This window comes from Acinetobacter sp. YH12151 (genome assembly GCF_013418355.1).
Lineage (GTDB): Bacteria > Pseudomonadota > Gammaproteobacteria > Pseudomonadales > Moraxellaceae > Acinetobacter > Acinetobacter pseudolwoffii.
The window spans coordinates 30,292-55,562 of sequence record NZ_VPCG01000015.1; the positions used below are offsets into that span (position 1 = coordinate 30,292).

Here is a 25,271-nt window from a genome sequence, read left to right on the forward strand (position 1 = left end):
TTTAATTTGTATTCTAAGCCAAAGGAAATGTTCAGCATTGTTGCTGTTTGGTGGATTTTTTATGTGTTATCTGTCTCTTTGAATATATAAGCGGTGATGCTATAAAAAAAGAGGCTCGAAAGCCTCTTTTTAAATGTGATCAAAACTATTTTTAGTGTGAAGATTATCCATTAACCACGGAAGTTGTTTAACAATGCCGATGTAATTGATTTATTGTGTGTTGCTACTTTGGTTTTTTTAGCTTTCTTTGAAGTATCCTCAACACGTTCAATCTTAATGGCTTTATACTTATCACCATTTTCTACCACATTAAATTTCACGCGTTCATTGCGTTTTGGCTCGCCTTCTGCCGCAGGAAAGTCTGAAATATGGAAGAACACATCTCCCTCAGCTGAACCAATAAAACCAAAACCTTTTGCAGGGTCGTACTGTTTGATTTTGCCCTGATATAATTCATCTTTCATGCTGTTGTCCTATGCTGAAAATGCCCGATCTACATTATATAAAAAAGAGGCTGTAGTAGCCCCTTTTTTCGTCCTGTTCAAAAATTAGTCTTTCTGAACTGAACCAAAGATTTTATCGCCAGCATCACCAAGACCCGGAACGATATAACCATTTTCATTTAAACCGCTGTCGATTGATGCAGTGAACATGATCACATCAGGATGTGCAGCCTCTACACGCTTAATACCTTCCGGTGCGGCAACCAGAACCATAACACGAATGTCTTTACAGCCACTGGCTTTGAGTACATCAATTGCAGCTACAAGAGAAGAACCTGTCGCCAACATCGGATCAATGATCATCGCGATACGGTTTTGTACGTCTGGAACCAGTTTTTTATAATAAGTACGGGCTTCCAGGGTTTCTTCATCACGCTCTAAACCGAGTACAGATACTTTTGCACTTGGAATCAGATTTAAGAAACCATCCAGCATGCCAATACCGGCACGTAGAATCGGCACAACCGTGATTTTTTTACCGGCAATACGGTCAACTGTGACAGCACCATTCCAGCCATCAATATCATGTTCAACCATTGGCAGGTCTTTAGTCGCTTCATAAGTCAGAAGCATGGTCACTTCTTGAGCTAACTCGCGGAAGTTTTTGGTACTGATATCTGCACGACGGAGTAAGCCGAGCTTATGTCGGATGAGCGGATGACGGATTTCATGAATTGCCACAGGAGAACACCTAAAAGGTTAAAGATAAATTTCCGCTATTATAAAGGCTTTTATTGATTTGTATAAATAAAAAAGCCCCCAATCATGGAGGCTTTTTTGTAATAACGTCAATCTTCACAGATATTAGTTAAAACCACTTTGAACCAAAGTGAAAATGAATTGCTGTAATTCAGGTGATATTGCGAAGAACGCATATTTAGAAATCGCAATCACTGGATCTGGATAAACACCAATCACAAGTACCGCAAGTGCAGCAAGTAATACCATGATACCACCGACTTTTTGACCCCAATGATTCACCGCATCTAGACGTGGTGTTTCAGGTGGTGTCATGTACAGCACGACCATCACGCGCAGGTAGTAGTACAAACCAATACCTGAACCCAGGATCACCATTGCAGTCAGGAACCAAGCCTCGCCTGCAACTGCAGTTTTAATCACCAGGAACTTACCGATAAAGCCGGCAGTTAAAGGAATACCAGCAAGAGACAGCATCATTACAGTTAATACAGCAGTCAGGACTGGACGACGCCAGAACAGACCACGGTATTCAGCCAGACTACCCGCTTCATCCGTATTGTTATACGGACTCGACATCAGCGTCACAACACCGAAAGCACCAATCGTGGTTAATACATAAGTAATCACATACACGTTTACACTTTCAAAAGTCACAAAACCTTGAACCTGTAAGAAATCGGTATTACGTGAACTGACGATGGCAACCAGCAAATAACCAAAGTGCGCAATTGAAGAGTATGCCAGAATACGTTTCAGGTTCACTTGGCGAACAGCCAGCAAGTTACCTGCAAGAATCGACAATACTGCAATAATCGAAATGATCGTTACGAAGCTGTCTGCCAGGATCAAACCTGAAGACAAAACATAACGAACAAACAGACCAATCATCGCCACTTTTGCCACAGTTGCAAGGAAAGTCGCGATTGGTGCTGGTGCACCTGCGTAGACGTCTGGTGTCCATTTGTGGAATGGTGCCAACGATAATTTAAATGCCACAGCAAATACAATTAAGGCCAGACCAATTACCACAGCTGGCTGACTGAATACAGTAAATAGTTTGCCCGGTTCAGCAACGAAACTTAAAGTACCTGTGTAGGCATAAATATATGCCATACCCATCAGCAGCATTGCAGACGCAGTTGCTGAAAGCACCAGATATTTCACACCTGCTTCAAGCGATTGAGAACGTTGATGTGTATATGCCAACAGGCCGTATACAGGAATCGACATCAACTCAAGACTAATAAAGAATGATGCATAGTGCGAGCTTGCCACCATTAACATTGCACCCGCGACAGATATCAACATCAAGATATACAGCTCTTCACGGTTATCTTTATAAGTTTCGATATACGCGTGTGACAAGGTACTACAGGCAAGTGCAGCAATCAGAATCACAAACTGGTACAACATCGTAAATGGATCTACGATGAACAGATTCATCACATTGGCAGGTGCAAATGTGCCTGCCAACAGAACGAAGATGATATAGAACGCTGCTAAGTTCAGACCAACAACAGTCGTCGTCGCAACAAGATTATGGTTACGCTTGATTGCCGTCAGCAACATCACGACGATCGCAGTTAACGACACGATCATCACAGGTGCGAGCGGCATAAGCTCAGAAAAAGACATTGTGAAGTTCATGGCTTATTGGATCTCCACATTTTCAAGTTGAGTCGTTACCTGATCAGCAACTTCAACCACTTCTTGAACTGGAATGTAGCTATTCGCTAACCACGCCATGCTTGAGTTAGACACATCAAGGAAGCTTTGTGGGTATAGACCAAGCCAAAGTAGACCAAACGCACAGATCAACAATAACGCGATTTCACGTGCATTCAGATCTTTTAACGGATGTGTATAGTGCTGTTTTTGCGCTTCGTTTGGCACACCAAACAGGGCTTTGTGAATCAGGATCAGACCATACAGACCTGCAAATACCAGACTGATTGCCGCAAGAATAGTGAACGCTGGGAATTGTGCATAAGCACCCATCAAGATCAGGAACTCACCAATGAAGTTACCCAGACCCGGAATACCTACAAGCGCCGCAACAAAGAACATCAGGAAGAATGCAAGATACGGGAACTGACCACGCATACCACCCATCAAACGCATGTCACGTGTATGCACACGCTCATATACCTGACCACACATAATGAACAGTGCAGCAGAGGAAATACCATGTGCCAACATCATGATCATCAGACCCTGGAAGGTCAGGATGTTACCTGCGTAAATCGCAAGTAAAACAAAGCCCATGTGGGAAATAGATGTATACGCCAGTAAGCGTTTCATGTCGGTTTGCTGGAAAGCACACCAAGCACCGTAGAAGATACCGATTAAACCCAGAATGATCGCGATATCTGCAAACTGAGCCGAAGCTGCCGGGAAGAACGGAATCACGAAACGCAATAAACCGTACGCCGCAGTTTTAATCAAGATACCTGCAAGGTCAACAGAACCCGCTGTTGGTGCTTGCGCATGCGCATCTGGTAACCAGCCGTGTAATGGGAAAACTGGAAGTTTTACCGCAAAACCGATGAATAAACAGATCATGAATGCATAAGCCACCGCTGGCGCCTGAGCGTCAAGCGTATTCGCCACACCTAATAGATAGTTGTAGTCGAAACGGATTTCGCCAGTCATGGTATAGCCCACAGTCACCAGACCAAGGATACCAATCAGCATCACCAAACCGGCAACCTGCGTGTAAATGAAGAACTTGTTAGCTGCATAAACACGTGACTTGCCCTCTGCCCCTTTATGACCCCAAAGGGCAATCAGGAAGTAGATCGGCACCAGCATCATCTCCCAGAAGAAGAAGAACAGGAATAAGTCAATCGCCAGAAACACACCGATGACACCACCTAAAGACCATAAAAGGTTCAAGTGGAAGAAACCAACGTTCTTTTGAATCTCGCCCCATGAACAGCCTACTGCCAATACACCCAGGAGTGCAGTCAAGCCAACCATAAGAAGTGATAAACCATCCACTGCTAAGTGAATGTTAATGCCCAGGGTTTGAATCCAAGGCAATTTGAATTCGGCAGCCCACGAAGGTGTAGCACCGCCTAATTCATAGTTGTAAGTACCAGTCTGCCAAAGGACTATGGTCAAGACCAAGGTCACCAGCATACCGATCAGCGCGATATAACGCGGCAAGTGTTGGTCGAGTTTATCGACCAACCAGCATATGAAACCTGCAATGAACGGAATGAGGATCAGAGCCGGCAAAATAATATTGTTTGGAGCTTCCATTTTATTTCCCCACGACCTGAATCACGATCAAGATCATCAGTAGGACAACGACACCGAGCCCCATACTAGATGCATATTCACGCAGTGAACCGGTTTGACGTGAACTTGTAAAGCTGTGACCACTTTTGACCAGTGCAGGAAGTACCAGCCATAAGCCATCAATTGGATCACGACCGAACAGTTTAGCGAACAGCAAATATGGCTTGACGAAAATCAGGTCATAAAGCTTGTCGAAACCTAATGCATTACGGCAGATATTGACCAGACCCGCACCCACAGAAGTGGCAGCAAAACGTTTGACTGCATTGTAAGCAAAAGCGAACAGCACGACACCGACTGCAAGACCCGTCAATGCAACAGCAATGGCGATGTATTCAGCACCATGTGCACCTGCTTCAAGCGCTTCAGGAATAATGAAGGCTGGAATTTGGGCTGCATCTAGAATGCTCATCACGGGTGCTTTCAGTACGATTGCCAGACCTGTCGAAAGGACAGCAAGAATCGCCAGTGGCGCCCAGTAAGTTGCACCTTTGATTTCATGATAAGGCGTGTTTTCTTTGCCGAAGAATACCACCCAGATTAGACGGAATGTATAAATCGAGGTTAAGAAAGCACCTGCAACACCGACCCAGTACAGCGTGTTATACACTGGTAAACCAGCAATATGACTTTGCGTCCAGACTGCAGCAAGAATTGCGTCTTTTGAGAAGAAACCAATGGTCAGGAATGGAATTGCTGCCAAGGCACCGCCACCAATCGCGAAACATGCAAACAGGAATTTGTTCTTGTAGAACAAACCGCCCATCTTGAAGATGTTTTGTTCGTGATGGTAAGCCAGAATCACCGCACCAGACGACAAGAACAAGAGTGCCTTGAAGAATGCGTGAGTCAGCATGTGGAATAGACCCGCCTGGTATGCTTCAGCACCTACTGCCATAAACATATAACCGAGCTGACTCATGGTTGAGTAAGCCAGAATACGTTTGATGTCGGTCTGAACCAATGCAGCAAAACCAGCTACAAGCAAGGTCACCGCACCTGTGATCGAAATAAACACCATCACTTCTGGCGCAAGTTCAAAGACTGCAAACAGACGGCAGCACAGGTAAACACCCGCCGTTACCATGGTCGCAGCATGGATCAATGCAGAAACAGGTGTTGGACCTGCCATTGCATCGGCTAACCATGTTTGTAATGGGATCTGTGCAGATTTACCTGCCGCACCCAAGAACAATAACAATGCTGTCCAGATGGTCAGCGAAGAACTTTGCGTCATTACAGTCGCTGCATTTTCAACGATGTACTGAATGTTCAAAGTACCGAATTGCTGGAAGATCAGGAACATGGCAATCAGCAGGAATACGTCACCGATACGGGTAACAGTAAACGCCTTGATTGCCGCCAGACCATTTGCAGGGTTCTGGTAGTAATAACCAATCAGCAGGTATGAACACAGACCTACACCTTCCCAACCTAAGAACAATAACGCCAAGTTATCGCCAAGAACGAGAAGCAACATGCTTGCAACGAACAGGTTGAAGTAAGAGAAGAAACGTGCAAAGTCTTCTTCACCACGCATGTACCATGAAGCAAAGATGTGAATTAAGAAACCCACACCTGTCACCATGCCCAGCATTAGTAAAGACAAACCGTCGAGTTGCAAGCTGATGCCCGGTGCAAAACCACCGACATTGAACCAGGTCCACAGGTGCTGAACATAGAGTTCTTTACCATTGTTAACAAAGTCCAGACCTGCAATCAGTGCAAACAGTGCCGATAAACCAACTGCACCGACACCAATTATCGCTGCAACATTTTCAGGAAGCTTGTTGCGCCCCGCCGCTAACAGGACAAAACCAATGAGCGGAAATAAAATTGTTAGATATAAATAACTCATCCGCGCATCTCACTAGCAGCATCCACATCCAGGTGATGGAAGCGATGATAGAACTGAAGGACGATCGCGAGACCAATACAAGCCTCTGCCGCAGCAAGCGTCAGGATCAGGATGAACATGATCTGACCATCTGGCTGTGCCCATGCACTGCCCGCCAGGACGAACGCCAAAGCAGCAGCGTTCATCATGATTTCAAGGCTCATTAAAATAAATAGTAGGTTGCGTCGCACCATTACACCGTAAAAACCCAGTGCAAAGAGAATAGATGCAACGATCAAACCATGCTCTAAAGGGATGTTGCCCATTATTCTTTTTCCTCTTCTGCATCTGGCTCACGTTTACCCAAATGGAATGCAGCTACTAATGCAGCAAGCAATAACATCGCGGCAACTTCAACCAACAACAAGTACTGCGTAAAGAGTGCTTGACCCACGGCTTTCGGGCCCACCATTTCCACACCCATTACCAGTGAAGGCTGTGCGTAATCAGAGTTTAATACCCATACCAGTACCAGACCGATCAGGAAGCTCATCAGCGCCGGATAAGCCCACGCCGATGAAGTTAACCATTTACGTTCTTGTTCAACGGTTTGTTCACCCAGATTCAGCATCATCACCACGAACACGAACAACACCATGATCGCGCCAGCATAGACAATAATTTCGAGGGCAGCCGCGAACGGCGCACCAACGATCATGAACATGCCTGCAACAGCAAGCAAGGATACAATCAGGCTTAATAAAGCATGTACCGGATTCGCGTTAGTCACCACGCGAACCGTAGAGACAATGGCCACAAGGGCCATTAAATAAAATGGCCACATCATGGTAATAGACTCCGTACATCAACAGGTGCACTTTCACGCTGTGCTTGACCTTTGTCCTTGCCTGCAACTGCCATACCGGTGACACGGTAGAAGTTATAGTCAGGATATTTACCAGGACCTGAAATCAGCAAGTGTTCTTTTTCATAGACCAGGTCTTGACGAACATATTCACCGAGTTCGAAATCCGGGGTCATTTGAATGGCTGTGGTTGGACAGGCTTCTTCACACATACCGCAGAAAATACAACGTGAGAAGTTGATACGGAAAAACTCCGGATACCAGCGACCATCTTCACGTTCTGCTTTTTGTAATGAGATACAGCCTACCGGACAGGCAACCGCACACAGGTTACATGCGACACAACGCTCTTCGCCATCAGGGTCACGCGTTAATACAATACGACCACGGAAACGTGGTGGCACGATTTCTTCGGCCGGCACTTCTGGATATAAAATCGTGTCACGTTTACGCGTTACATGGCTAAACACCATCCAAAGCGAACGAACAATCGATCCAAATCCAGCTAGAAATTTAAACATTTTGTTCTCCCTGCCCTTACCACAAGATCACGGCACCAGTCACCAACAGGTTGACTAGAGCTAATGGCAAGCAAATTTTCCAACCAAAATTCATTACCTGGTCATAACGTGGACGCATTAATGAACCACGTGCCAACACGAACATCATTACAAAGAATGCTGTTTTGATAATGAACCAGAATGCTGCTGGAAGGAACGGAATTTCAAGGTTGAATGGCGCGAGCCAGCCACCGAAGAATAACGTCACGATTAAAGCAGAGATTAGTACTACGTTGACGTATTCCGCAACGAAGAACATCCCCCACTTCATGCCGCCGTATTCGACATGGTAACCTTCAGCCAGTTCTTGTTCTGCTTCTGGTTGGTCAAATGGATGACGATGCGTCACCGCAACACCCGCAACCACGAAGATCAGGAAGCCAAGGAACTGAGGCACCACGAACCAGACATCACGTTGTGCTTCAACGATTTCACGCATGTTGAATGAGCCGGCAATTGCCACCACACCCATCAGCGAGATCCCCAGGAACACTTCATAAGAAATGGTCTGAGCCGCAGAACGTAAACCACCGAGTAAGGCGTATTTGTTGTTGGATGACCAGCCACCGAACAGTACTGCATAGACTGCAATACCTGCCATTGCCATAAAGAACAACAGGCCGATGCTCATGTCTGCCACACCTAGATAAGGTGAAACAGGAATAACCATGAACGACAGCACAGCAGTTGCCATCGCAACTGCTGGCGCCATACGGAAAGTCAGTTTGTCAGCAAATTTTGGTGTCCAGTCTTCCTTGAACATGATTTTCAGCATGTCGGCAACAATCTGGAACATACCGCCCGGACCGACACGGTTCGGACCGTAACGGTCTTGCCACAAGCCGAGTAAACGACGTTCAATAAAAGACATCAACGCAGCGATCAGTACTACAACCAGCAAGATCACAATCGCTTGAATGACTGAATAGGCAATTGGCCAGTTTTCAGCCCACAGCGGCGTTTGACGGATTAATTCTTGTTCCATGAATTACACTCCTACCGCGACTGAAACAGGCTCTGCAAGAGATACCGTCGGTGCCAGACCGATTGGGTAGCCAATATAACCTGTCGGTAAATATTCAATCACTTGAACTGGAAGAACGATTGACGTCTCACCTGCTTTCACCGTGATTGTCTGACCATCTTGAACATTTAAGCGGGCTGCATCCTGTTCACCGACCGCAAATACCGCTTCAGGAATACGTGTTTCCATTGCCGGTGTTTTTACGGTGAATTCACCTGAACCAAAAATATGGTGCATTGGAACTAGGCGGAAGCTTTCAGCATTAACCAAAACAGGTGCCGGTGCAACAAAGGTACGTGCCGGAAGTTTTGCCAAACGGTCGAATAAACGAACGCCTGAATCACCACCTTTCAAATGACCACCGACATTGTCCTGGAATTTGTTCCAGGCTTGCGGCGAGTTCCAGCCGGCAGACCATGCAAATGGTACCAGTGCTGAAGGTGTTTGAGTTCCGACATAACCTTCCATCGAGAAGGTTAATGCAGAGTCGTTGTCCACTGGCTGTTTTGGCTCATGGACAGACAATGGCGCGCGCATCGAAGTACGACCTGAGTAACGACGTGGTTCACGTGCTACTTTAAGACCATGGACACGGAAGCCCGCATCAGGCGCAACATCCAGAATGCCTTCAAGTGCAGGTACGTTTTTCGCAACTGACTCGATCACATCATCCAGCAACGTCCAAGAAATCGCTTTGCCTTTCACGCCGGTTTCCAGAGCGTGTAACCAGCGCCAAGATTCTTTGATTGCCAATTCAGGATTGTAGTAGCTCGGGTCATACACTTGGTAGAAACGTTGTGCACGGCCTTCTTGCGATACCACCGTACCATCACCTTCAGCAAAGCTTGCAGCAGAAAGCACGATGTCGGCTTTTTTCACTGTTTCAGTTTCAGAGTGATCTAAAACAATCACGTCTTTGCCTGAAAGTGCAGCATCCACTTGTGCAGCAGGTAGACGACGATACAGATCGTTTTCAACCACGATCACTGCATCATAATCTTGTGCAAAGGCTTGCTCTAAGCTTTGACCACCGAAGATTGCCATACCCATCGAGTTCACTTCAGGAACTGTCAAGGTCAAGCCTGCATTACCCAGATTTTGTGCAACTTGTGCAGCAGCTTCCATGATTGATGCATCATGTAAGCTGGTACCCGAGATGATCAATGGTTTTTTCGCAGCTTTTAAGGTGTCGGCAATCGTTTGTGCAAATGCTTTCGCATCGTCATCTAAACCGAGAATTGCTTCGCCCTTCACGCCCGCAGCAACAGCAAAACCTAAACGTGCAATGTCGTTTGGAGAAGCAACCACTTCGCCTTCGGCAACATCAGACAGACGGGTTTGTGTCGCAGCCAGGATGTAAATCGGAGATTTCGCATCTTGAGCAATACGTTGTACCGGCTCAGCCAGCCATTCCTGGGTACGACGTTCCGCTGCCATCTCTTTGCCTTTATTTTTCGCAGCTTGGCGAACAGATAAAGCCATACGTGGCGCAGTTTGGGTTAAGTCTTCACCTAAGATCAAAACTGCATCATAGCTTTCAATTTCACGCATATTCGGGTTGTAAACACCCTCGGTTTGCATGATTGAAGCTGCAAGTTCAACCAGATTTTGCTCTTTTTGAGATAAACCTGTTGAGAAGTTCTCTTGACCCACCAACTCACGCAGCGCGAAGTTTGATTCAAGTGATGCACGCGGTGAACCAATCCCCAGAACTTTTTTGTCCTGGATATTTGCAATCACCGTATCAAGTGCTACATCTACTGAAACAGTTTCTACAGTCGCACCTTTACGGAATTGTGGTTGACGCGGACGGTCTTCGCGGTTCACATAACCTGTACCGAAACGACCTTTATCGCATAGGAAGTATTGGTTAACTTCACCATTGAAACGGTTTTCGACACGGCGAAGTTCACCATAACGCTCACCCGGAGAGATGTTACAACCTGAAGAACAGCCTTGGCATACGCTTGGCGCATATTGCATGTCCCATTTACGGTTATAACGTGCCGAATGAGTTTTATCGGTAAATACACCTGTTGGACAAACTTCAGTCAGGTTACCCGAGAATTCAGATTCTAAAGTGCCTGATTCCGGACGACCGAAATACACACGTGATGCGTTGGCATACACGCCGAAGTCCGTACCACCTGCATAGTCTTTGTAATAACGCACACAACGGTAACAGGCGATACAACGGTTCATTTCGTGAGAAATGAATGAGCCAAGCTCTTGGTTGTAATGGGTACGTTTGGTGAAACGGTAGCGACGACGGTCATGCTGTGTCATTACGGTCATATCTTGTAAATGACAGTGACCACCCTCTTCACAAACCGGACAGTCGTGCGGGTGGTTGGTCATCAAGAATTCAACAATCGAAGCACGGAAATCTTTTGCTTCTTTGTCTTCAATCGAAATGTAGGTATTGTCAGATGCAGGCGTCATACATGACATGACCAAACGACCACGGGTATCTTCCGGATTCGCGTATTGAGTCACGGCACATTGACGGCAAGAACCGACAGAACCTAAGGACGGATGCCAACAAAAGTATGGGATATCAATGCCAAGACTCAAACATGCTTGTAGCAAGTTTTCCGAGCCGTTGACTTCATACGATTTGCCATCGACATGAATTGTAGCCATAGTCGAATTCCTTAAGCTTGTTCTACGGAGCTAACTTGAGCAGCGGCATTCACCACCTTCGCTTCAAATTCGCCACGGAAATGTTTGAGTGCGCCCATGAGCGGTTCCATTGCACCCGGTGCGTGGGCACAGAAAGTTTTACCGATCCAAAGCTTACGCGTTAACTCTTGTAAGTGATCGATATCTTCCTGTTTACCTGTGCCATTTTCCAGCGCTTTTAACGCTTTCACTGCCCAAGGCAAGCCATCACGGCAAGGGGTACAGAAACCACATGATTCGCGTGCAAAGAATTCTTCTAGGTTACGTGTTGCTGAAACCATACATTGGGTTTCATCAACCACCATGAGCAGACATGTTCCCAAACGAGAACCTGCTTTCATGATGCTTTCCGCATCCATCGGAAGATCGATATGCTCGGCCGCCAGGAAGTCCGTTGATGCACCACCCGGTAACCATGCTTTCAGCGTTAAACCATCGCGCATACCACCCGCGTGATCTTCAATCACTTCACGCGCAGTCGTACCAAAAGGCAATTCCCATAGACCCGGGAATTTCACTTTACCTGATGCACCATAGATTTTGGTACCTGGATCTTTCGATTTGCCCGCAGACAAGCCGATATACCATTCAGGGCCACGCAGCATGATGGCGGGTAAGTTGTTGTAGGTCTCTACGTTGTTGACAATCGTAGGACGACCCCAAGCACCTGCAACTTGCGGGAATGGCGGTTTGGTACGCGGGTTGGCACGACGGCCTTCAAGCGAGTTAATCAATGCAGTTTCTTCACCACAGATATAACGACCTGCACCGGTATGCACGTGTAACTCGAAGTTCCAGCCGGTACCCAGGATGTTATCCCCTAAGTAACCTTTGGCACGAACTTGCTCAAGCGCTTCATTTAAGTACTGAGCCGCTTCGATGTACTCGCCACGGATAAAGATATAACCGTGGGTTGCTTCAAGTGTATAACCCGCGATCAGCATCCCTTCGATCAGTTGATGTGGAAGATCTTCCATCAACAAACGGTCTTTGAAGGTACCTGGTTCCATCTCATCGGCATTACAAATCAGGTAACGTGGACCTGAATTGTCATTTGGCGCCATTAGTGACCATTTGATGCCTGCCGGGAAGCCTGCACCACCACGACCTTTAACAGTCGCTGCCTTCACCACGTCCAATACATCTTTAGGCGACATCGACAGGGCTTTTTTAAAGCCTGCATAACCTTCGAGCGCTTCGTAATCATCTGCATTACGTACGTTCGCTTGTTTGCTTAAACGCCATGTGAGTGGATGCGTTTCCGGGTTACCGTCGCCATAAATTGGTTTTGGTTCAGTATTCATACATACTTCTCCAACAGCTGTTTCACCGAAGTCACTTCAACCAGACCGTGCGTGTCTTCATCAATCATTAAGGTTGGGCCTTTGTCACAGTTGCCCAGACAGCAAATTGGCAACAAGGTAAAGCGACCATCTGCAGTCGTTTGACCAAACTGAATGCCTAATTCGCGCTGGAATGCTTCTGCCAAAGTTTCCGCACCCATCAAGAAGCACGCAATCGAATCACATAACAAAATTACGTGACGACCGACCGGCTGACGGTAAATACGGTTATAGAAGGTTGCCACACCTTCCAGATCTGCAACGCTCATGCTCAGCATTTGCGCGATGGCATTCATTTGCGCATCATCTACCCAGCCATTACGGCGTTGTACACACTTTAGCGCGTCCAGACATGCCGCACGTGGGTATGGATAGTGCCCCATGTGATGTTCGATATCGTGAATTTCGTCCGCAGTCAAAATTCCTTCAACGTTCACACGTGGCTTTTTATCAGTCAAAATCATCATAATGCGTTTACCCCTTAGCGATCCACGTCAGCCATTACGACGTCAATGGTCGCTAAATAAATGATTAAGTCAGACATGAGGCTGCCGTTAATCACAGAAGGCATTTGCTGTAAATGCGTGAAGGTTGGTGTACGAATACGGGTACGGTAACTCATGGTTGACTTGTCTGAAGTCAAGTAGTAGTTCGACGCACCTTTCACCACTTCCGCCATCACAGATGCTTCACCTGCCGGCATTACAGGACCCCAAGATACGCTTAAGAAGTGCGTAATCAAGGTTTCAATATCTTGTAATGTCTTGTCTTTTGGTGGTGGAACAGCCAGTGGATGGTCTGCTTTGTACGCACCAGACGGCATGTTGTCTAGACATTGCTTGACGATTTTCAGTGATTCTTCGATTTCACGGAAGTGAACCATGACACGTGCATAAGCATCGCCTTCGTACTCTAAAGGAACCTCGAAATCGTAATTTTCGTAGCCGCTATACGGACGATATTTACGAACGTCAAAGTCAATACCTGTAGCACGTAGACCAGTACCGGTTACACCCCAAGCCAATGCAGATTTAGCGTCATATTGCGCTACACCTTGTGTACGACCCATGAATACAGAGTTGCGTAATGCAGCTGTGTAGTATTCATTCATACGCTTCGGCATCCAGTCGAGGATTTCGCGAATGAGGTGCTGCCAGTTATTTGGCAAGTCATGCGCAGTACCACCTATACGGAACCAAGCTGGGTGCATACGGTAACCCGTGATCGCTTCAATCGCGTCATAAATCTTTTGACGGTCAGCGAACATATAGAATACTGGGGTCATACCACCGGCATCCTGAATTGCAGTACCAATAAACAACAAGTGGTTATTGATACGGAACAATTCCGACATCATCACGCGGATACATTGCGCACGGTCCGGTACAGTAATGCCCGCCATTTGCTCCACGCCCATCACATAAGGCATGTTTTGTGCACAACCACCCAAGTAGTCGACACGGTCTGTATACGGAATGAATGAATGCCAGGTTTGACGTTCAGCCATCTTTTCCACACCACGGTGGTGATAACCGATATCAGGCACACAGTCTTTCACTTCTTCGCCGTCCAGCTGCAAAATTACACGGAATGCACCGTGCGCAGATGGATGGTTAGGCCCCAAGTTCAGGAACATGAAGTCTTCATCGGCATTACCGCGCTTCATACCCCAATCTTCAGGCACGAAACGCAGATGTTCCTGTTCGTAGTCCTGCTTGGCCTTGTCTTGTAAATACGGGGTATATTCAGTCGCACGTGCAGAATATTCTTTACGTAGCGGATAACCTTCCCAATAGGTTGGCAACAAGATACGACGGAGCATTGGATGCCCTTCGAAATTGATCCCAAACATATCGTAAGCTTCACGTTCGTACCAGTTGGCATTTGGCCAGATGTTGGTTGCCGTCGGAAGATTCAGATCACTTTCAGCTAAGGCAACCTTAATACGAATGTCAGTATTACGCTCGAGCGACAACAAGTGGTAGAACACTGTGAAGTCAGACGCAGGTAAACCGTCGCGGTGCGTACGCAGACGCTCATCTACCGCAGACAAGTCGAACAACATCACGTAAGGACGTGATACTGTACGCAAGAACATTAAAACTTCTTGTACACGTGCGCGCTCAACCCAGACTGTCGGGAAATCCTCGAAAGTCGTTTGCACATAGAAGTTCTCACCAAATTTGGTTTTGAGTTCTTCAATGATGGCAAATGCTGGGCGTGAATCAACTGGTGTTGATTCTGGCATAGCAATGTCAGTTTCAGCCATTGGCTTGGCTTCCTATTTAATACAAATTCAGTCAACCTAAACGACAATTACACCCATAGCGGGTGCAGCAAAAAAGACCAGTCGTTTAAATTATTTAATTTCATCCATAGAGCGCAAGTTCTTCACAGCAACACGCTGATCTTTCTTACGGTCACGTTCCGGCATCATCTTTGGCTTATACACTGGCTTAAGATCATCACCGATCACCGCAGAAAGCGGACGACGCTCGAGTTGAATCTGGTCTTGCAACAGCATTAATGCCTGAATCAAAGCTTCAGGACGTGGTGGGCAGCCGGGAACATAAACATCGACCGGGATGATTTTATCCACACCTTGTACCACTGAATAAATGTCGTACATCCCACCTGAGTTGGCACATGCCCCCATTGAAATGACCCATTTCGGTTCAAGCATCTGTTCATACAAACGTTGAATGACAGGCGCCATTTTCACAAAGCAGGTACCCGCCACAATCATTAAATCCGCCTGACGCGGTGAAGCACGAATCACCTCGGCACCAAAACGTGACAAGTCATGCACACCGGTTAAGGTCGTCGCATACTCTACATAGCAGCATGATGTACCAAAGTTAAACGGCCAAACTGAGTTTTTACGACCCCAGTTGACTGCTGTATGTACCACATCCTCTAAACGAGTCATGAATACATTTTTATTCACTTCTTCTTCAAGTAACGGATCTTCTACAAGGATACGCTCTTGAAGTGGATATTGATCAGCATCCGGATTCGCACGGGTTAATGTATATTTCATCCCGTCTTACTCCTTATCAGATGATTTAGCCGGTGAGCTTTTCACACGACCAGAGGATTGAGCTGGGATTTGACCTGTAGGGTCGATTACCAATTCTTCAATTGAGTTAAAGCGCGTAATTTCTGCTAGATCCATATTTGGCGAACCAATCTTAGCTTTAATTCCTGCGGCTTTACGTTTGTCTGAAGGTGCCCAGTTGAGTGCGCCTGTGGATAATTCGTAAACCAAACCAACAAGTAAAACTAAAATAAAGATAGCTGCAGTTGCAAAACCAATCCAACCTACTTCACGAACAGAAACCGCCCATGCATATAGATAAAGTGCTTCTAAATCAAACACCACGAAGAAAATTGCAACTAAATAGAACTTTGCAGACAAGCGGATACGAGCCCCACCTGCACCAACAACACCTGACTCAAACTGCTCCTGCTTGGCACGGCCCCATGATTTACCCCCGAGGAGTAATGGGACGGTCAGCATAAAGACGCATAAAAATGTAACGCCGATCACGAAGGCAATAATTGCCCATTCGTATGGAGTAATAGCACTCATGCGGGGATAACTCCTGGCAGGCCTATTTGTTAACAAAGAATGTATGTATTGGCCTTCAAATACACCAAACACAAAATTAATCCCGCCAATTGTACCTGATTTTGGATTTCACTTGCTAGTTTATAAGCCTTAGTCTTTGGGATGATTTTTTAGGCATTTCAGCATTTAATTTGCGTTTGATCTCTCAACATCCGATTTAATCGTTTTATTGGATTAAGTTTTAATTTTCTATTAATTTTTCTATAAACAGTATTCCTGAAAAATAAATCCATTTCAGATCATTCTTGCTTGGCCTCTGGCTTAGATATAGCCCCTTTCACGACCAAAGCAAAGAAAAATCAGACAAAAACTTATTCTATCCATAACTTTCAGCGGATAAAGCTTTTGATTTAATTTGATATTTAACATGATTTTCACATTTTAACTTGGATTAAAGCACTTTAAGCCCAACCTCACTCAAGGCAAGCAATTGTATCTTTTTGCAACACACCCAACAGACTGATTCAGAATATGTTATTTGTATTTCTAAGCCACATAATGACATTAATAAAGTAACAATAAGGAGTCCTTGCATGTCTCTACGCTTCTCGCATAAGCCGAATTATTTTTTATTTGCCCAGTTACTGGTGCGACATATCCAAGATTATGTCCAGAAACACCCCAATATAAGTCAGGTCGCTTTTGACTTGCGCGATATCCATGCACTGTTTCAAGAGGATCATGCCTCTTCCAGCATTAATCTGGATGGCATCATGAATATTGCCGATGAATACAAAGTAGAAACTTTATCTGGTGATCAGAGGCTGATCCAGCGCTATAGCATTGATGGAAAAAATACCAAGCTAATGATCGACTTCAATCCTGAAGCCCTGCATGGCCTAAAAGAAGGCAAACCATTGATTGAGCCGGATGCCACCATTCAGGAATAAAATTCTTCCCCAATAAAAAAACGATGCTCAGGCATCGTTTTTTTTATAACTCAAAAGCATTTATATAACATCAAGCTGAATGATCACTGATTTCCTCAGTCTTTTCTGCCAACTTGCGCTTGCTCTTCTTTACATAACGCTGTGCAGGCCAGCTCATGATAAAGCGCGCACCACCCAAGCTCGGACTTTGATCCACATGAATCTTGCCACCAAACCAGTACGCAATCCGGCTGACAATGGATAAACCCAAACCATAGCCACCCGAAGCACGGGTGCGGCTGTCATCCAGCCGGGCAAAGGCTTCAAAGACCCGGGCACGATCCACTTCCGGAATTCCCGGGCCATCATCTTCAACAGAGACATAAGCCTGACCATCCTGATCCAGACCACCACTGATCAGCACCTTATTGTCGCAATAACGTACCGCATTGCCGACCAGATTCTGAATTACGCGATGCAGATAACGGCGTTCTGCCTCAACCACCACATCAGGCATTGAATGTAGCTCAATGATTTTCTGGGTTTTTAATGCTTCAGTTTCCAGAGCTACCTGATTCAGCACTTCAAACAGATTGACCTTTTCAAACTCGATCGAAGGCATGCCCTGTTCTAGCTTGGCATAGGTCATGATCTCGTCAATCAGGGTATTCAGTGCTTCAATATCTTTATCAATCTGTTCGACCTGTTGCAGACGATAATCGTAATCATCTTCATCTGCCATCATTTCCACACCAAAACGAATCCGCGCCACCGGTGTACGAAGTTCATGCGACACCGCACGCATCAGTTCACGCTGGGCTTCAATCAGGCGCTGAATATGATCAGACATATTGTTAAAGCTAGAGGCCAGCGTTGCCATTTCGTCACTTCCTTCGACAGGAAGACGCAATGACATATTACCGGTTTTCATTTTGTTTAAGGCATAGCTGACTTCACGCAACTTGCGCTGCATTGGCACCAGCAAACCATACACCCCCAGACTCAGCACAAACAGGCTCAATAAGGTAATACCAGTCGCTAACTGGAATGGCATCCAGTTAAACAATGGCACCGGCCCCATCACCAAGACTTGTGAGGTCGAACCTGGAATTGGCGAAATAATTGAAATGGTGGTGCCACGGATTGAGGCACTATCCCGATACAGGATAATACTGTGATCAAGACGCAAGCGCCCGATCTGCTCGGAATCTAAAGGTAAGCTCTGTACGTTTTCAATCGATACCGGATAAGAAAAATGATCCTGAATAGCGGACAGATATTCTTTTTCCTGACCTGGATAATAGACCAGATAGTCCAGAATAAACACCGGCAAGGCTTTCATCTGCCGTTCAGTAATACTGTCAGCTTTAATATAAAGATAATGATTCGGGTCATCGCGCAGCCCCACCACAATATAGGCAATGCCGGTTTTGGCATCCCAGCGCACCACGGCTTTACGATCTGCAATACGGCGACCTTCTGCACGGGTGATATCCACCTTGCTGGCTTCTACATAGTGAATTGGCAATTCCAGCAAATCAGAAGCATCGGAAACCCAATCCATCTTTTGCTGAAGATTTGGCTGGCGCGCGACACCCTCACTGATGATATAGGCCATACCATCAGTCAGAGACTCACGATATTCTTGCGCACGCTGATAGTTGATAATCTGTACCAACAGATAGCCGAACACAGCCACCAACACGACAAGGATGACGAGTCCTGCGTATATACGCAAAAATATACTGTGTTTAAACACCTATAGTTTATCCTGCTCGTTCAAGCAACAACGTACATTTGCTTAAATATCATTAGTTTCTTTAACGAATAGATAACCTTTACTACGCACGGTTTTAATACGCTTCGGATTCTCTGGATCGTCACCAATTTTTGGACGGATACGCGAAATACGCACATCGATTGAACGATCCTGACCATCATATTCGATGCCACGTAAACGCTCGAAAATATCTTCGCGGGAAAGAATACGGCCAGCATTTGATGCAAGCAACCACAACAGGTCATATTCCGCACTGGTAAAATCAACCAGATCACCATTTAAAGTAACTGAACGACCACCATTGTCGATGACCAGATCATCAAATTCGATACGCTGTGCCACTTCATCTTCAGGCACCTTGTCCGTACGACGCAGTAATGCACGAATACGTGCCAGCAATACACGTGGTTGTACCGGTTTAGCGACATAGTCATCGGCACCCATTTCCAGACCCAAGACCTGATCCATGTCCTCAGTACGCGCAGTCAACATCAAGATCGGTTGATGATAATGCGGGCGCACTTCACGACAAATGGTCAAACCATCCGCTCCTGGTAACATCACATCCAGCACCACCATATCTGGCTGCTCAGCGATAATCCGGCGAATGGCCCGGTTACCATCTGGCTCCACCCCAACCTCAAGTCCATTACGAATGAGGTATTCCTGTGTTAAACGAGCAAGACGCTCATCATCTTCAACAATTAAAATCTTGGGTAACTTTTCTTCTTGGCTCATGTATTGCCCCTTATTTGGTGGATCTACGCTATAGGCGTATCCTTTTGAAATCCAATAGATACGTTTTTAATATGCTTGCAATATACACACGTTTACATTGTAAACAAGATAGCGTTCACCAAACTGATACATCAAGATAGCATTTTGTAATATTTTATCGTGCATTTTTTGGGCAACTATGCTTGAAACAGTGATTTAGATCTGATTTGTGATTTACACAACTATTACATGGACAAAATATGACTGCTTGATTCAGCACTTTTTAGTTATCCACAATGTTATCTATAAGCACTTTCCCGGGACTTTGTTATGCTATGCCTTGCCTGATAAGGCTTATACAAAAATCAATAAAAATAGCGATATTTTTACAAGGATTAAAGCAAAACTTAAGAAAAATATTTAGCTAAATGTCAATATTGATCTACCCTAAATTTTCCCGTATCTTGTGTTCAATTAATTTTAAAACCACTAGGTCTTGTGTTTATTCCTCAAACACTGTGCATGAAACTTGCCCAGTTCAAACGGTCCATAAACATAAAAATAGATGACAATGGAGCTATGCTAACATGAGCGTAATCACTTCAACTCCTGGTCAACTTCAGGTGATTAAACGCACCGGTGATGTTGCCGCTTTTGATGCAGAAAAAATTTCTGTCGCAATTGGTAAAGCGTTTTTGGCGGTTGAAGGCCAGCAAAGCGCTGACTCGAGCCGGATCCATGATCGTATCGAGCAACTGACGGAAATGGTACTGAATACCTTTAAACGTCGCTTACCTTCTGGCGGAACGATTCATATCGAAGAAATTCAAGACCAAGTTGAACTTGCGCTAATGCGTACGGGCGAACAGAAAGTTGCACGCTCTTATGTCATTTACCGTGAACAACGTTCTGAAGCACGTAAACAGTTAGGTGCACACCATCATCCGACCCTGCAAATTACCGATGCTGAAGGCCAACTTAAGCCACTTGATTTAAGTGCTTTAACTGCGCATGTTACTAAAGCAGCAGAAGGCCTTGAAGGAATTGATGTACAAGCCATTGTCGATGAGACCGTGAAAAACCTGTACAACGGTGTAAAAGAGTCTGACATCTCCACCACCATGATGATGGCGACCCGTACCCGGATCGAGCAAGAGCCGAACTACACCTATGTGACCGCACGTTTGTTGCGTGATGATCTGGTGGCGACTGGTTTGAAATTCCTGGGGCTGCCTACGGATACGCATGAAGGTGAAGCACTTGAAACTTTCCTGAAAAAAGGGATTGAGCTTGAGCTTATTTCACCAGAACTGCTTAACTTTGATCTGGCGAAACTGGCAGCGGCGATTCAACCAGAACGCTCAAACCAGTTTACCTACCTAGGTCTACAGACTTTATTTGACCGCTACTTCATCCATTCCGATGGCGTACGTTTCGAATTGCCGCAATTGTTCTTTATGCGTGTATCTATGGGCTTGTCGCTCAATGAAGAAAACCGTGAAGAACGTGCCATCGAGTTCTATAACTTGTTGTCTAGCTTCGACTATATGGCATCGACGCCTACCCTGTTTAACTCAGGTACGCTTCGTCCACAATTATCGAGCTGCTACTTAACCACCATTGATGATGACCTGTATGATATTTATGGCGCAATGCGTGATAACGCCATGCTGTCTAAATGGGCAGGCGGTTTGGGTAACGACTGGACACCAGTGCGTGCTTTAAACTCTTACATCAAAGGCACCAATGGTAAGTCGCAAGGTGTAGTTCCATTCCTTAAAGTCGCGAACGATACGGCTGTTGCGGTCAACCAAGGTGGCAAGCGTAAAGGTGCAGTTTGTGCATATCTTGAAACCTGGCACCTGGACATTGAAGAATTCCTGGAACTTCGTAAAAACACCGGTGATGACCGTCGTCGTACCCACGACATGAACACAGCGAACTGGGTTCCTGACCTGTTCATGCAACGTGTATTCGAAGATGCGGAATGGACATTGTTCACACCTTCTGAAACCCCAGATCTACATGATTTGACCGGTGCAGAATTCGCTGAGCGTTATGCTTACTACGAAGGCATTGCCAAAGAAACAAACATGCTGCACAAGAAAATCCGTGCAAAAGATTTGTGGCGAAAAATGCTGTCGATGTTGTTTGAAACTGGTCACCCGTGGATCACATTCAAAGACGTCTGTAACTTACGTTCACCACAGCAACACGTAGGTGTAGTGCACTCTTCTAACCTGTGTACCGAAATTACGTTGAACACCAGCAAAGAAGAAATCGCGGTGTGTAACTTAGGTTCGATCAACCTGGTTCAACACGTGCAAGGCGGTGTACTGGATCGCGAAAAACTGGCACGTACAGTAAAAACTGCTGTGCGTATGCTCGACAACGTGATTGACATCAACTACTACGCTGTTCCACAAGCACGTAATTCAAACCTGAAACATCGTCCAGTCGGTATGGGTATCATGGGCTTCCAGGATGCTTTATACGAAATGAACCTGGCGTATGGTTCTGATGCTGCGGTTGAGTTTGCTGATGAATCAATGGAAGTGATTTCGTACTACGCGATTTCAACTTCAAGTGACCTTGCTGTTGAACGTGGTACCTATGAGACATTTAAAGGTTCATTGTGGGATCAGGGTATTTTACCAATCGACTCACTGGATCTGGTTGCAAAAACACGTCCTGAACGTATGTTCGAAGTTGACCGCACTCAACGTTTGGATTGGGACACTTTACGTGCCAAAGTTCAAAAAGACGGTATGCGTAACTCAAACGTGATGGCGATTGCGCCAACTGCAACGATTTCTAACATTTGTGGCGTGTCTCAATCGATTGAGCCTACTTTCCAGAACTTGTATGTGAAATCGAATCTGTCTGGCGAGTTCACCGTGATTAACCCGTACCTGGTACGTGCGTTGAAAGAACGTGACCTTTGGGATGCAGTAATGGTCAACGACCTGAAACATTTCGAAGGCTCTGTACAGAAGATTTCCCGTATTCCTGAAGAGCTTAAAGCCATCTTCGCGACTGCATTTGAAGTTGATACACGCTGGATCGTAGATGCTGCATCACGCCGTCAAAAATGGATTGATCAGGCTCAGTCTCTGAACCTTTACATCGCTGGTGCAAACGGTAAGAAACTGGACATCACTTACAAGATGGCCTGGTTACGTGGTCTTAAAACCACTTATTACCTACGTGCATTGGGTGCGACTTCTGCTGAGAAATCGACCATTAACACTGGCGCACTAAATGCTGTTAAAGCGACTGCAACTGCAGCACCTGTTGCAGCAGCCGCTCCAGTGGTTGAAGCGAAAAAACCTGAAGTTCCTGCAGAGGAAGAAGGTTTTGCGCAAGCGGCTCCAGTGCCAATGGCATGTTCAATTGACAATCCAGATTGTGAGGCTTGTCAGTAATCTGACAGGTTTTAAATCCTCCCCCGACCCTCCTTTATTAAAGGAGGGAGAAAGTCCCCCTTTTATAAAGGGGGATTTAGGGGGATTACGAAATTTAGGCAATAAAAAAGCCCTCTAGCGTCGACCAAAACTAACTAGAAGGCTTTCAATCTCGAAGTGATACCAAGATGGTCACAACGAGGCTGGCATATGAGAATGCGTGAGCGATTCTATCATTGAATTAGTTTATGAGCCAGTAAGAGTCATCTTGATTTTGTATCAAGGAGTACTGAGCATGGCTAATAATCAAAAAGCAGCTCGAAGTGCTATCACTGGTCAATACGTTACTTTGGAATATGCTAAAAAGCACCCAAAGACCACGATTGTTGAAACAGTGAAGCCAGCAAAATCATCTAAAAAATGATTTAAACGTGAATCCTAGTTTCGGCTAGGATTCACAAACTAAAAGTAAAAGGAAACCTCAATGCCCTATATGACCCACAACTACATGTTAGGACTTGCGGCATTGCTGATTTCCTTTGCTATTACCTTTTACGCACCACTTGCTTATTTCTGGTTCAAACTACGCCAGCAGCGTAAACAAAATAAGTAGTGGGGATAGTGCTGCTGTATAAATTCACAGCATTCATCGATAAAACTTAATTTTGCTTACACAAATTAAGCGTATAGTAAGACATCTCAGCCAAGCTGAATGTCTCATAAAAGATATGAAGCAACGTAGAGAGAATTGATATGTCTATCCTAAGTTGGGACGATTTCGAAGATGATTCGCAAAAACCGGCTGCTCCTGAACAGCAGCCTGCGCCCGTCGAGCCGCAAAAAGCGACTAATTCACAGATGGTATCTGATGCAGGCAACGCATCGCCGGATGTGGCAACTACACAACCCCTTAGAGCCACTCAAAACCGAGGATCAAATCCAACCGATTCGCTGGCAAGAGCATCTGCTTCTCTAGAACAACTTGATGTTGCTCCAGGTCTGGAAGAGCTTGAAATGGGTGCACAGCGTGTACAGGTTGACGACAAGGCGATGATCAACTGTCGTGCCGACTTGAACCAGCTTGTTCCGTTCAAATACGAATGGGCTTGGCAGAAGTATCTTGATGGATGTGCAAACCACTGGATGCCGCAAGAAGTCAACATGAACCATGACATCGCACTTTGGAAATCTGAAAACGGCCTGACTGAAGATGAACGTACCATTGTCATGCGTTCACTCGGTTTCTTCTCGACTGCCGATTCACTGGTTGCAAACAACCTGGTACTGGCGATTTACCGTCACATTACCAACCCTGAATGCCGTCAGTACATCTTGCGTCAGGCATTTGAAGAAGCGATTCATACACACGCTTACCAGTATTGTATCGAATCGCTCGGTATGGATGAAGGCGAAGTCTTCAACATGTACCGCGAAGTTCCGTCAGTGGCACGTAAAGCAGCGTGGGGTCTGAAATATACCCAGTCTTTAAGTGATCCTACTTTTAAAACCGGCACACCTGAAAATGACCAGATCCTGCTGCGCAACCTGATCGCGTTCTACTGTGTACTTGAAGGGATTTTCTTCTACTGCGGTTTCAGCCAGATCCTGTCGATGGGCCGTCGTAACAAGATGAATGGTGTTGCCGAGCAATTCCAGTACATTTTGCGTGATGAATCCATGCACCTGAACTTCGGTATTGATATGATTAACCAGATCAAGATCGAAAACCCGGGTCTATGGACAACCGAGTTCCAGGAAGAAATCATTCAGATGATTCTTGAAGGCACAATGCTGGAAATCGAATACGCACGTGACACGATGCCACGCGGTGTACTCGGCATGAATGCTGGCATGATGGAAGAATACCTGAAGTTCATTGCTAACCGTCGTCTGGCGCAGTTAGGCTTGCCTGAACAGTTCGCTGGTGTGAACAACCCGTTCCAGTGGATGTCAGAAATGATGGACTTGCGTAAAGAGAAGAATTTCTTCGAGACACGCGTAACGGATTACCAAACTGGTGGTGCGTTAAGCTGGTAATGCTTTTTTAGATT

General features: G+C 45.7%; 22 protein-coding genes. 5 read left to right on the forward strand and 17 right to left on the reverse strand.

Annotated elements, in window-relative coordinates:
* Window positions 1–170: 170 nt before the first annotated feature.
* The 15 genes from FTU82_RS07545 to ndhC all read right to left on the reverse strand — a co-directional run bounded on the left by FTU82_RS07545 (window position 171) and on the right by ndhC (window position 16,411).
* On the reverse strand, window positions 171–464 hold the full coding sequence (locus FTU82_RS07545; protein ID WP_180101197.1) for a cold shock domain-containing protein: 294 nt from the start codon (window positions 462–464) through the stop codon (window positions 171–173).
* Window positions 465–548: 84 nt separating this feature from the next.
* Window positions 549–1,184 carry a uracil phosphoribosyltransferase gene (gene upp, locus FTU82_RS07550; protein ID WP_005097912.1) on the reverse strand — a complete coding sequence of 212 codons (636 nt, stop codon included), beginning with the start codon at window positions 1,182–1,184 and terminating at the stop codon, window positions 549–551.
* A 123-nt stretch (window positions 1,185–1,307) separates the two neighbouring features.
* A complete protein-coding gene (gene nuoN / locus FTU82_RS07555; RefSeq protein ID WP_005097913.1) occupies window positions 1,308–2,852 on the reverse strand; it encodes an NADH-quinone oxidoreductase subunit NuoN in 1,545 nt (514 codons plus the stop codon).
* A 3-nt stretch (window positions 2,853–2,855) separates the two neighbouring features.
* Window positions 2,856–4,469: an NADH-quinone oxidoreductase subunit M gene (gene nuoM / locus FTU82_RS07560; RefSeq protein WP_180101198.1), complete on the reverse strand. Its 1,614-nt coding sequence runs from the start codon at window positions 4,467–4,469 to the stop codon at window positions 2,856–2,858.
* 1 nt (window position 4,470) lies between these two features.
* A complete protein-coding gene (gene nuoL / locus FTU82_RS07565; protein WP_180101199.1) occupies window positions 4,471–6,366 on the reverse strand; it encodes an NADH-quinone oxidoreductase subunit L in 1,896 nt (631 codons plus the stop codon).
* Window positions 6,363–6,671 (reverse strand): NADH-quinone oxidoreductase subunit NuoK, encoded by a 309-nt coding sequence (gene nuoK / locus FTU82_RS07570; RefSeq protein WP_004280769.1) that lies wholly within the window; start codon window positions 6,669–6,671, stop codon window positions 6,363–6,365. Before nuoK ends, nuoL begins: the two co-directional genes overlap by 4 nt.
* Window positions 6,671–7,189, reverse strand: coding sequence for an NADH-quinone oxidoreductase subunit J (gene nuoJ / locus FTU82_RS07575; protein WP_171063341.1), 519 nt, complete (start codon window positions 7,187–7,189; stop codon window positions 6,671–6,673). The genes nuoK and nuoJ overlap by 1 nt, the downstream gene beginning before the upstream one ends.
* Window positions 7,189–7,731 (reverse strand): NADH-quinone oxidoreductase subunit NuoI, encoded by a 543-nt coding sequence (nuoI, locus tag FTU82_RS07580; RefSeq protein WP_005097919.1) that lies wholly within the window; start codon window positions 7,729–7,731, stop codon window positions 7,189–7,191. The genes nuoJ and nuoI overlap by 1 nt, the downstream gene beginning before the upstream one ends.
* A gap of 16 nt (window positions 7,732–7,747) precedes the next feature.
* Window positions 7,748–8,755 (reverse strand): NADH-quinone oxidoreductase subunit NuoH, encoded by a 1,008-nt coding sequence (gene nuoH, locus FTU82_RS07585; protein ID WP_005097920.1) that lies wholly within the window; start codon window positions 8,753–8,755, stop codon window positions 7,748–7,750.
* 3 nt (window positions 8,756–8,758) lie between these two features.
* Window positions 8,759–11,437, reverse strand: coding sequence for an NADH-quinone oxidoreductase subunit NuoG (nuoG, locus tag FTU82_RS07590; protein ID WP_180101200.1), 2,679 nt, complete (start codon window positions 11,435–11,437; stop codon window positions 8,759–8,761).
* Between the two features lie 11 nt (window positions 11,438–11,448).
* Window positions 11,449–12,780 (reverse strand): NADH-quinone oxidoreductase subunit NuoF, encoded by a 1,332-nt coding sequence (gene nuoF, locus FTU82_RS07595; RefSeq protein ID WP_005097923.1) that lies wholly within the window; start codon window positions 12,778–12,780, stop codon window positions 11,449–11,451.
* Window positions 12,777–13,286, reverse strand: a complete 510-nt coding sequence (nuoE, locus tag FTU82_RS07600) for an NADH-quinone oxidoreductase subunit NuoE (protein WP_004280775.1) — start codon at window positions 13,284–13,286, stop codon at window positions 12,777–12,779. Before nuoE ends, nuoF begins: the two co-directional genes overlap by 4 nt.
* 14 nt (window positions 13,287–13,300) lie before the next feature.
* A complete protein-coding gene (nuoC, locus tag FTU82_RS07605) occupies window positions 13,301–15,088 on the reverse strand; it encodes an NADH-quinone oxidoreductase subunit C/D (RefSeq protein WP_180101201.1) in 1,788 nt (595 codons plus the stop codon).
* Between the two features lie 90 nt (window positions 15,089–15,178).
* Entirely contained in the window at window positions 15,179–15,859 is a 681-nt protein-coding gene (locus FTU82_RS07610) for an NADH-quinone oxidoreductase subunit B family protein (RefSeq protein WP_005097925.1), read from the reverse strand.
* 6 nt (window positions 15,860–15,865) lie between these two features.
* The gene (gene ndhC, locus FTU82_RS07615; protein WP_005097926.1) at window positions 15,866–16,411 is read right to left on the reverse strand and encodes an NADH-quinone oxidoreductase subunit A; all 546 of its coding nucleotides are present in this window, start codon (window positions 16,409–16,411) and stop codon (window positions 15,866–15,868) included.
* A 572-nt stretch (window positions 16,412–16,983) separates the two neighbouring features.
* On the opposite strand from ndhC, the gene FTU82_RS07620 reads away from it, so the two are divergent.
* Window positions 16,984–17,340, forward strand: coding sequence for a hypothetical protein (locus tag FTU82_RS07620; RefSeq protein WP_100329152.1), 357 nt, complete (start codon window positions 16,984–16,986; stop codon window positions 17,338–17,340).
* Window positions 17,341–17,410: 70 nt separating this feature from the next.
* Here FTU82_RS07620 and bfmS read toward each other — a convergent pair whose 3' ends face one another.
* Together bfmS and bfmR are read right to left on the reverse strand one after the other, a co-directional pair.
* Window positions 17,411–19,078, reverse strand: coding sequence for a sensor histidine kinase BfmS (bfmS, locus tag FTU82_RS07625; RefSeq protein WP_005097929.1), 1,668 nt, complete (start codon window positions 19,076–19,078; stop codon window positions 17,411–17,413).
* Between the two features lie 42 nt (window positions 19,079–19,120).
* Window positions 19,121–19,837: a response regulator transcription factor BfmR gene (gene bfmR / locus FTU82_RS07630; RefSeq protein WP_074383465.1), complete on the reverse strand. Its 717-nt coding sequence runs from the start codon at window positions 19,835–19,837 to the stop codon at window positions 19,121–19,123.
* Between the two features lie 566 nt (window positions 19,838–20,403).
* On the opposite strand from bfmR, the gene FTU82_RS07635 reads away from it, so the two are divergent.
* From FTU82_RS07635 to FTU82_RS07640, 4 genes are all read left to right on the forward strand, one after another.
* The gene (locus FTU82_RS07635; RefSeq protein WP_180101202.1) at window positions 20,404–23,241 is read left to right on the forward strand and encodes a ribonucleoside-diphosphate reductase subunit alpha; all 2,838 of its coding nucleotides are present in this window, start codon (window positions 20,404–20,406) and stop codon (window positions 23,239–23,241) included.
* A gap of 274 nt (window positions 23,242–23,515) precedes the next feature.
* The gene (locus FTU82_RS16150) at window positions 23,516–23,644 is read left to right on the forward strand and encodes a hypothetical protein (protein ID WP_255209521.1); all 129 of its coding nucleotides are present in this window, start codon (window positions 23,516–23,518) and stop codon (window positions 23,642–23,644) included.
* A gap of 60 nt (window positions 23,645–23,704) precedes the next feature.
* Entirely contained in the window at window positions 23,705–23,833 is a 129-nt protein-coding gene (locus tag FTU82_RS16155) for a hypothetical protein (RefSeq protein ID WP_257221939.1), read from the forward strand.
* Window positions 23,834–23,973: 140 nt separating this feature from the next.
* A complete protein-coding gene (locus FTU82_RS07640; protein WP_180101203.1) occupies window positions 23,974–25,257 on the forward strand; it encodes a ribonucleotide-diphosphate reductase subunit beta in 1,284 nt (427 codons plus the stop codon).
* Window positions 25,258–25,271 lie beyond the last annotated feature (14 nt).